This window comes from Pseudomonas mandelii (genome assembly GCF_002251635.1).
In the GTDB taxonomy this organism is placed as follows: domain Bacteria; phylum Pseudomonadota; class Gammaproteobacteria; order Pseudomonadales; family Pseudomonadaceae; genus Aquipseudomonas; species Aquipseudomonas mandelii_B.
The window spans coordinates 1-9,298 of the sequence record NZ_NMOJ01000016.1 but is presented as its reverse complement, the minus strand read 5'-3'; the positions used below and the strand labels follow the sequence as shown (position 1 = coordinate 9,298).

Below are 9,298 nucleotides of genomic sequence, written 5' to 3'. Positions count from 1 at the left end.
TNNGGCGCTCGTCGTCAGTCTCGTCACTGCCGCGTTTGCCGGCATATTCGGCGGCAATGCGCACCAGGCGCACGGCCTTGCCTTGCAGGGCGNTTTCCACCTGGTGGCGCAAGTCGGGTTGCGGTTCGTCGAGACGCACGCGAACTTCCAGCCAAGGCTGGCGCTGGATGTCGGCCAGCAAGTCGATATTCGGCAGGTCGGCCAGTTGCAAGAGGATTTCGGCCAGCGGCGCCGGGCCGATGCGTTGCAGGTTGACCGCGCGGGGGATCAGTTTTGGCTCGACGCTGACCAGGGTCTCGCCGTCGAGTGTGACGTCGAGAATCTGATGCTGATAACCGATTTCCGAGAACGACAATGGAATCGGCGAGCCGCTGTAGCGGATGCGCTCTTCACCGTTGACCTTCTGCGGCTTGTGCAAATGCCCCAGCGCGACGTAGCTGATGCTCGGATCGAACAGGCTGGCGGGTAGCGCCTCGGCATTGCCGATGATCAGGCTGCGCTCGGAGTCTTCCGACACCGAACCACCCGCCATGTGCGCGTGGCTGATGGCAATCAGCGCCTGGCCTTTTTTGCGTTTGGCATTGGCGGCGGTGATCAGCCATTCATGTACCTGGCCGATGCCGCGCAGGTAGTCGTCGCCCAAGTGCGCGCCGGTGACTTCCGCCGGGCGCAAAAATGGCAGCGCCAGGCACCAGCCGGCAATTTCGCCGCTGGCATCTGGCAACGGCAGTAACAGTCGTTCGGCGTCCAGTTGACCGTCGTCGAGCCACAGCACNCGCCCCAGGGCATGGGTGCGCAAACGGCGCATCAACGGCGCCGGCAACTCGATACGCGAGCCGGAGTCGTGGTTGCCGGCGATCATCACAATCGTGAGTGTCGGGTTTTGTTCGTGGGCGCTGATGATGAAGTCATACAGACGCTCCTGGGCCTTGAGCGGCGGGTTGACCGTGTCGAAGATATCGCCGGCGATCAACAGCACATCGGGCTGATCCAGCTTCAGCTGGCGCAACAGCCATTCGAGAAAACAGGCGTGTTCGAAGTCGCGTTCCTGGCCATGCAGGTTTTGGCCAAGGTGCCAGTCGGAGGTGTGGAACAGACGCAAGGCGAACTCCGTAGGAAATAAGGTAATGGCCGCGTGGAAAATGAGGGCGGCGAAAGGGGAGAGAGTTTACTGGCAAACACACCGGATGTGGGCAGCGTCACAACCCAGTAGCAGCTGCCGAGCAGCGCGAGGCTGCGTTCGGCGACGAAGTCGTCATCCTGATACACCGCATGCGCTGATTTTACGACTGCTGCGCAGCCGAACGCAGCCTCGCGCTGCTCGGCAGCTGCTAAAGGGTGTGTGGTGGCAGTGATTATTTCGGGTAAAGCGGCGGCAGCCCGCTGTCACCCACCGGATCCTGAACCCGTTCGGCAATCGGGATCGCCTTGATCGCCCGCCACAGATCTTCGCCTTGCCAGTGCTGGCCGGTTTCGCTGTAGAGCGCGCCGTTCAAGCCGTCCAGCGCATCGGACAAAGGCACGAACCGCGCGGCCATATCCGCCAGGGTTTCCGGCTGTTGCCGCGCCCAGGCGTCCAGTGCCTGGCGCGTGGCCTGNGAGTCGTTGGCCTGGCAGGCGCGTTTGAGTTCGTCGAGGACGGTGCGTGGGCTCGGGCCGGTCTGCGCGGCACGCAGGATTGCCGGTTGCCAGCGGGCGCGCCACCAGAGTCCGAAACCCAGCAACGTGGTGCAGGCCAGAATCAATGTGCTGAGTTTCCACTTCCACAAGGTTTCACTGTCGACGCCGGTATTCACTTGCGCGGTGTTAGCCGGTGTATCAATCACCAGGCTTGGATTGTTCGCCACTTGCAGGGTTCGGGCCGGCAGGCTGCTGTGTTCCAGGTGATCTTCGAAGGTGTTCCACCAGACCACTTCCACCGCAGGCAACTCGATGGCACCACTGCGGCCCGGCACCAGCGCTTCACGATCTTCACGGCTGCCGATCAGGCCGCGCTCGGTGCTTTGGTTGCTCAGCACCGGTTGATCCGGGTAGCGGCGCAGTCCATTGACGTCGGTGGCGGGCAGCGGCGGCAATTGGGAGCTGGCCAGGCCTTCGGCCTTCAAGGTCAGACTACGAGTCAGCGAATCACCTACCTGCGCATGGTCCGGCTCCGGGTTCCAGCTTTCGCTCAGGCTCAGGCTGCGGGCCGGCAACCAGGGGAGGTCGGCAGGGTAGGTAATGGGTTTGGCCTTGACCGTTAGCAGAATAGGGGTGGAGCTGACACGCATCAGTTTCCCGGACTTCGGAGCCTGGGTGGCGTCCTGGGTGGGCTGGGCGTCGACGAGCGTGGCGCTGAAGATCTGCGCCGGAATAGTCAATTCGCCGCTGTGTTGCGGATAGATCGCATAACGCATTTCGATCACGCCGTGGCGCAGGCCGTTGATGGCTTTCTCGTAAGTGCGCGACTCACCCAGTTGTTCGATNCGTGCATCGGGAATCTGCAACGGGGTGAGGCTGCTGTCGTCATACAGCGACACCGAATGATAAACGCGCACGGTCAACAGGGCCTGGGCCTGGACGTAAACNCTGGTTTGGTCGAGGCTGGTTTCGATGAACACCGGGGCCAGTTTGTTCGCGGTGTCCTGGGTTTCGCTTTCGACCACTTGCACGGTAATCGGCTGGCTCTGGACGTCGCCCAGCTGCAGCGGTGGAATCACCACGGTGCCGTTTTCCTTGGGCAGCAGGGTGATGATCCAACGTGTGGTGGCGCGGTTNTCGCCGTTCAGGGTGGTGAGCTGGTTGATCTGGCGGGTGCCGCTGACTTCGAACTGTGCGTCGAGGGGCGACAGGTCGGGTTTGCCGAATTGGGTGACGTCGTTGGATTCCAGGGTCAGTTCGACCGTCTCGCCGGAGTTCAGACGACTGCGATCGACACTGGCGACCAGCGCCGCCGCGTTGGCCTGAACGGTGCAAAACAGCAGGGCGAGCATGAAAAGGGTGAAGCGGGTCATCGCGTTTTTTCCTGATCCTGATGTTGTTGCTGTTCGTACCAGAATTTGCGCCTGAGCAATTCACCCGGGTCATCCGGGATCTTGCGCAGCCATTGCTCCAGCGCCTGACGCTGTTCGCCATCGATATTGTCGCTGGCTGGCCGCATCGGTGGTGTGGTGCTTTGCTCGTCCCCCAGTTCGCTGCCCGGGACTTCATTGGAGCCCGGTTTCGGCGGCGTTGTGGCCTGTTGTCCGGCGTCCGGCGTGGTCTGTCCGGCGTCGGATTTCGGATGGTTGTTGTCCGCAGGTTGTGTGGCGGCACCCGGTGGCGTTTCCTGCTCGGTGTCCTTGGTCTCGTCATCGGCGGATTTCTGCGGCTCAACCGGTGGCGGTGCGTTTTTCTGTTTGAGCAGACTTTCTACCAGCGCCTTGTTGGTCTGCGCCGGGCGCAGATCCGGTTGACGTTCCAGTGCCTGATCGTAAGCGTCCAGCGCCGCTTCCAGCTCACCGCTTTTGGCCAAGGCGTTGCCACGATTGTAGTGGGCGTGCGCATCGTTGCCCTCGGCGAACCGCTGGGCGGCGCCGCTGTAGTCGCCAGCCTCATACAGCGCGACGCCTTGCCACTGCGGATCCTCAAAATGCTGCGAAGCCTTCGCCGGATGCCCTTGCCGGAGCAGATGCAGGCCCCGTTGATCGGGGCGCAACCACAAGTCTTCAAAGTCGAAGGCATAGCTAGGTTGCGGCAACAGGAACAGTAAAGGCAGGCAGAACAACCAGCCACGGCGACCGGCGCACGCCGCCAGCAGCAACAGAGGCAGCAGCAACCAGTAACCCTCATCGGCCCAGGTGTCCAGGCGCAAGGTCTGGCCGTCGTTGCGCAGGGTGCGTGGACCGTCAAGCAGGCCGAGCCCGCGCAGGTCGGTATCGCCCAGTCGCGCTGGGCGATAGCGTCCGCCGAGGTCGTTGGCAAAGGCTTTCAGGCTGGGACTGTCCAGGCGCGGCACCAGAATCGCGCCCTGGTCGTCCTTGAGGAAACTGCCGTCCTCTTGCGCAACCGGCGCACCTTCGGCGGTGCCGATGCCGAGCATCAGGAACTGCGTCGATTTTCGGTCCAGTGCCTGGCGAATGCCTTCACGTTCCAGGTCCGTCAGGGTGGAACCGATCAACAGGATCCGGCCTTCACCCAAATCCCCCTGATTCAGCAGTGCCAGGGCCTTGGTCACCGCGAGGTCCGCGCGATGGCCTGCTTCGGGCATCAGCGAAGGCTTGAGCGCATCGAGCAGATTACGGCTGGTCGACAGGTCATCNGACAGCGGCACCAGGGTGTGGGCGCTNCCGGCATAGACGACGATTGCAGTCTGGGCGTCGCTGCGCACTTGCAGCAGGTCTAACAGTTTGCGTCGTGCCTGTTCGAGTCGGTTCGGCGCCACGTCGGTGGCGAGCATTTCCGGGGTCAGTTCAAGCACGACCACCAGCGGGTCGGCGGGTTTCTGACTGATTTGTTCGACGCGCTCCCAACTCGGCCCCAGCAAGGCAAGGACGGTCAGTACCCATGCCACGCCGAGGACGACCCACGGCGATTTGCTTTCGCGACCGTTGCCACCACTGAGCAACACCGCATGAAAGGCCGGTGGCAGGATCATCTGCCAGCGCCCGGCGCGTTTTTGCCGATGCCAAAGCTGCCACAGCAGCCAGCCGAGCAGCGGCAACAACAACTGCCACCAGGGGCGAAACCAGTACGGCCACAGCGCACTCATCGGCGCCTCCGCAGACGCAGGCGTTTGAGCCGCTGGCGCCAGTCAGGCAGTTGGGTTTGCAAAAACAGGTCCTTGGTAAACAGCCGTTGCAGTGGGTTGTCCGGCCAACGCTCGCGCACCACCAACAACATGCTCAACAACAACGCCAGTGCCAAAGGCCAGTGATACAACGCCTGCGCCGGGCGAGCCTGGGTCGGTTGTTGCGCAACAGGCTCAAGCTGGTCGAGGGTGTCCTTGATCTTTTGCAGCTCGTTGCCGTCGCGGGCGCGGAAGTACTGACCGCCGGTGGCTTGGGCGATGGCCTTCAACGCCGGTTCATCGAGGTCCAGGCTCGGATTGACCCCGAGGAAACCCAAGGTGCCGCTTTGCTCCGGGTCGGCGCCGATGCCGATNGGGTAGATTTTCACGCCTTCTTCAGCGGCCAGGCGTGCGGCGGTCAACGGGTCGATTTGCCCGGCGTTGTTGGCGCCATCGGTGACCAGGATCAGCACGCGGCTTTGCGCCGGGCGCTGGCGCAGGCGTTTCAGGGCCAGGCCAATCGCATCNCCGATGGCGGTGTTTTTGCCGGCGATGCCGATTCGCGCTTCGTCGAGCCACACGCGCACGGTGTGCCGGTCGAACGTCAAGGGCGCTTGCAGGTACGCCTGGCTGCCAAACAGGATCAGGCCGACGCGGTCGCCTTCGCGGCTTTCCAGGAAGTCCCCGAGCAGGTGTTGGACCAGGCTCAGGCGGCTGACGTCATCGTCCTGCCAGTGCATATCCGGGAAGTCCATGGAGCCGGACACGTCCACCGCCACCAGCAGGTCGCGACCACTGGCGGCAATCGGCAGGGGGTCACCCAGCCATTGCGGGCGCGCCGCCGCTATCAGCAACAACAGCCACAACAGGATGAACGGTGCTTGCTGGCGCCACGCCGGCAGGTTGGCCCGGGCACGGCGGCGGGCCAGGCCTTCGAGGTCATTGAGGAAACTGACTTTCAGGGCGGGCTCGCCGCTGTCGGCCACCGGCAGCAGAACGCGCATCAACCAGGGCAGCGGCAGCAGGGCAAAGATCCACGGCCAGGCGAACTCAAACATGTTTGCGAATCCAGGTGTCGACGGCTTGGGTCAGGCCGGCGATAGCCTTGTCGTCGAGTTTGCATTCGGGTTTGTAGGCGCCTTCCACCAGCACCATCCAGCGGGTCAGGCCGGCAGCAGGGCAGCGGTTGTCGAGGAACGCCAGCCATTTGCGGCCGTTGAGGGTGTGGCTCTGGCTGTAGGGGTAGTCGTTGCGGCACAGGCGCTTGAGCAAGCCGTTGAGCTGTTGCAGCCAGGCGCCGGCGGGGGCGCCGTCGTAAGGTTTTGGCATCAGCGCAAGCTCGGCCAATGCGGCGATACGCACCGGGTCCAGCGGTTGTTCGGCGCGCACGATCGGGCGTTTGTCCGGAATGAGTCGCCGCGCCTTCCACAGGCCAAAACCGATCAGCGGCAGCAACAACAGCAACAGCCACCAGCCGGGCGCGGGTGGCCAGAATTCGATGGGCGGCGGGGAAATCAGCGGTTGCAGTTGATCGAGGCTGCTCATCGACCTTTCCCCGGTTTCTGTGGGTTCAGGTACTCGCGCAGCTGTTCAACCATCTCGCTCTGGGTGCTCAAGGGCATCAATAGAATCCGCAGTTTCTGTGCGAGCAGTTCCCAGCGGGCGATGCGCGCTTCGGCCTGGGCCTTGTAGGCCTGGCGTAAGTCGAAGTTAAGCGTGTCNAGTTCCAGTTGCGCGCCACGTTCGGCGAAGCGCAGCAAACCGGCGGCGGGCAGGGCGTGATCCAGCGGGTCGGAGATGGGCAGCAGCAAGAGGTCGCAATGCCGAGACAGCAGGCTCAGCTGCTGTTCGGCACCTTCGGTGAGCGCGCGTTCATCGCAGATCACAATCACCAGGCTGCCCGGGCGCAACACTTCGCGGCCACGACGCAGGGCCATGTTGAGGGAATCACGGTTCTGCTCGCTTTCGGTGTGCAGCGACTGATTGACCCGCACCAGNCGGTTGAGCAGTTGCAGCAGGCTTTGCTTGCTGCGCCGGGGCTTGATTTCGTAGTGTTCGCTGTCGCCGAANACCAGCCCGCCGACCCGGTCGTTATGGCCCAGGGCTGCCCAGCCGATCAGGCTCGCTGCCTGGGCGGCCAGCACTGATTTGAACATCATCCCGGAACCGAAAAACAGCCGGCAGCTTTGCTCGACCATGATGAAAATCGGTCGCTCGCGTTCTTCGTGGAACAGTTTGGTATGCGGTTCCTGGGTACGCGCCGTCACACGCCAGTCGATGGTGCGCACATCGTCCCCGGCCTGGTACACACGCACCTGGTCAAAGTCCACGCCACGCCCACGCAACTTGGAATGGTGCAGGCCGATCAATGGGCTGCGCTGGCTCGGCGTGGAAAACAACTGCACTTCGCGCACGCGATGGCGCATCTCGATCAGCTCGGCGAGACTGACGCGGATGCCCGGCTCGGGCGGCAGGAGGGCGTTCATCGGGGTCAAGCGACGGCTACGACGTCGAGAATCCGCTGGACCACCCGGTCCTGATCGATGCCAGCGGCTTCGGCTTCAAAGGACAGAATGATGCGGTGGCGCAGCACGTCGAACAGCACGGCCTGGATATCTTCCGGGCTCACAAAGTCGCGCCCGGCCAGCCACGCATGCGCGCGGGCGCAGCGGTCCAGGGCGATAGAGCCGCGCGGGCTGGCGCCGTAGGCGATCCACTCGGCCATTTCCGGGTCGAACTTGGCCGGGGTGCGCGTGGCCATCACCAGTTGCACCAGGTATTCCTCCACCGCATCGGCCATGTACAGGCCGAGGATTTCCTTGCGCGCAGCAAAAATCGCCTGCTGACTGACGCGGCGTTCGGGCTTGGTTTCACCGTTGAGGGCTTCGCCACGGGCTTGTTGCAGGATGCGTCGCTCTACCGCTGCATCCGGGAACCCGATTTTGACGTGCATCAGGAAGCGGTCGAGCTGGGCTTCGGGCAATGGGTAGGTGCCTTCCTGCTCGATGGGGTTTTGCGTGGCCATCACCAGAAACAGTGGCGACAAGTCGTAGGTGCTGCGCCCGACGCTGACCTGGCGCTCGGCCATGGCTTCGAGCAGTGCCGACTGCACCTTGGCCGGTGCGCGGTTTATTTCGTCCGCCAGCACCAGGTTGTGGAAGATCGGGCCCTGTTGGAACACAAAGCTGCCGGTTTCCGGGCGATAGATCTCGGTGCCGGTGATGTCGGCAGGCAGCAGGTCGGGGGTGAACTGGATGCGATGGAACTGCGCTTCGATGCCTTCGGCCAACTCTTTGATGGCCTTGGTCTTGGCCAGCCCCGGGGCGCCCTCGACCAGCATGTGGCCGTCGGCGAGCAAGGCGATGAGCAAGCGNTCGATGAGTTTTTCCTGGCCGAGAATCTGCGTAGAAAGAAAGGTTCGCAGCGCGAGCAGCGCTTCACGATGTTCCATCGATGACGGTTCCTGGAGAGGTGAGCCTGGGCGTTCGAAAAACGCCAGGGCTGGGGGCGTTACTTTAATCCATCGCGGGGGGCGGCGACTAACGGCATTTTGTGCAAAGTGTGGGAAATGGCTGGGGAAATTGTTGGAGTTTTGTGAGGCTCCAAGGCTGGAGGTGTTCTTTCGGGCCTCATCGCGAGCAGGCTCGCTCCCACAGGTGACCGAGTCGTTTGATTGAAATGCGATCAATGTGGGAGCGAGCCTGCTCGCGATGAGGCCCGAAAGAACACCTCCAGCCTTGGAGCCTCACAAAACTCCAACAAAGGTGCCAGTCCCCTTGAGGATGTTTTGCAAGGTTTCCTCGACCTCAGCCAGATCGCCAGCATCCGTACTGTGAATGATCTCCAGCGAATCATCGCCATTCAGCGCATCCGCATCCGCCGCCGCGATTTCAATCAGCAAGCGGGTAGGGCTCAAGGTCACTTTGACGCCATCCAGCGTCGAAGGCTCGCCGTCGAGGGTGATGTCCAGCGCGTCCTCGTCCGGGTAACGGGTCATCAGGAACATGTCGCCCTGATCGCTGTGGCAGCAGAGCATGGCCATGTTGTCTTCTTCGTCATCGCATGGGTTGACGATCAAGAGTGCGGTGGTCATTTGCATGGGAAAATCCTGGCTCGGCGAGCATTGTGAACGCAATAAAAGGCGATTCTGCCAGCCCTCGGGAATTTCTGCTCGCCTGAGTGTCAGAGGATGTGTCGTGAACACTTGGAGTGTTACTGGTCATTTCTGGTACGGATGTGCCGTAAAACCGGGGATAAAACGCCCGTTTTCCTGCGCGACTGCTAGTGTTGTTCGAGGCGCATGCCGTGAGCTGCGTACCGATGACCGAATATGTCGCAGCGCCGCAAGCACAGGCCTTGCCGCACTCGTTAAGCTGCGCATCGAATGGATATCCGTAAAGACATTGTGCAATTCATCGCACAGGCGTTTTTGCCGATAACCCTCATGGAAGGTGAATGTGACCTGAGTGTCTCGTCCAGCTTCACCCACCTGTCATCCTGTTTCCTCTGCCCGAGAATCAGGAACAGGGTGACGGATCGCCCCGAAAGGGG

8 protein-coding genes are annotated in these 9,298 nt (G+C 62.4%); all 8 read right to left on the bottom strand.

The window, feature by feature from the left end; translation table 11 throughout:
* Positions 1 to 1,102, bottom strand: a 1,102-nt coding sequence (locus B7L09_RS02820) for an exonuclease SbcCD subunit D C-terminal domain-containing protein (protein ID WP_094467636.1), incomplete at its 3' end; no start/stop codon positions are given.
* A 253-nt stretch (positions 1,103 to 1,355) separates the two neighbouring features.
* Positions 1,356 to 2,993 (bottom strand): BatD family protein, encoded by a 1,638-nt coding sequence (locus tag B7L09_RS02815; protein WP_094467635.1) that lies wholly within the window; start codon positions 2,991 to 2,993, stop codon positions 1,356 to 1,358.
* On the bottom strand, positions 2,990 to 4,729 hold the full coding sequence (locus tag B7L09_RS02810; protein WP_094467634.1) for a tetratricopeptide repeat protein: 1,740 nt from the start codon (positions 4,727 to 4,729) through the stop codon (positions 2,990 to 2,992). Before B7L09_RS02810 ends, B7L09_RS02815 begins: the two co-directional genes overlap by 4 nt.
* A complete protein-coding gene (locus B7L09_RS02805; RefSeq protein ID WP_094467633.1) occupies positions 4,726 to 5,805 on the bottom strand; it encodes a vWA domain-containing protein in 1,080 nt (359 codons plus the stop codon). The genes B7L09_RS02810 and B7L09_RS02805 overlap by 4 nt, the downstream gene beginning before the upstream one ends.
* Positions 5,798 to 6,292, bottom strand: coding sequence for a DUF4381 domain-containing protein (locus tag B7L09_RS02800; protein WP_094467632.1), 495 nt, complete (start codon positions 6,290 to 6,292; stop codon positions 5,798 to 5,800). Before B7L09_RS02800 ends, B7L09_RS02805 begins: the two co-directional genes overlap by 8 nt.
* Positions 6,289 to 7,233, bottom strand: a complete 945-nt coding sequence (locus B7L09_RS02795) for a DUF58 domain-containing protein (protein WP_094467631.1) — start codon at positions 7,231 to 7,233, stop codon at positions 6,289 to 6,291. Before B7L09_RS02795 ends, B7L09_RS02800 begins: the two co-directional genes overlap by 4 nt.
* Before the next feature lie 5 nt (positions 7,234 to 7,238).
* Complete coding sequence (locus tag B7L09_RS02790; RefSeq protein WP_094467630.1) at positions 7,239 to 8,198, bottom strand: AAA family ATPase; 960 nt, start codon at positions 8,196 to 8,198, stop codon at positions 7,239 to 7,241.
* A gap of 294 nt (positions 8,199 to 8,492) precedes the next feature.
* The gene (locus B7L09_RS02785; RefSeq protein ID WP_094467629.1) at positions 8,493 to 8,846 is read right to left on the bottom strand and encodes a hypothetical protein; all 354 of its coding nucleotides are present in this window, start codon (positions 8,844 to 8,846) and stop codon (positions 8,493 to 8,495) included.
* Positions 8,847 to 9,298: the final 452 nt, after the last annotated feature.

Excerpts from the sequence above, each read along its gene's own strand:
- B7L09_RS02800 (WP_094467632.1), bottom strand. The coding sequence starts at position 6,292 with ATGAGCAGCCTCGATCAACTGCAACCGCTGATTTCCCCGCCGCCCATC.
- B7L09_RS02785 (WP_094467629.1), bottom strand. The coding sequence starts at position 8,846 with ATGCAAATGACCACCGCACTCTTGATCGTCAACCCATGCGATGACGAA.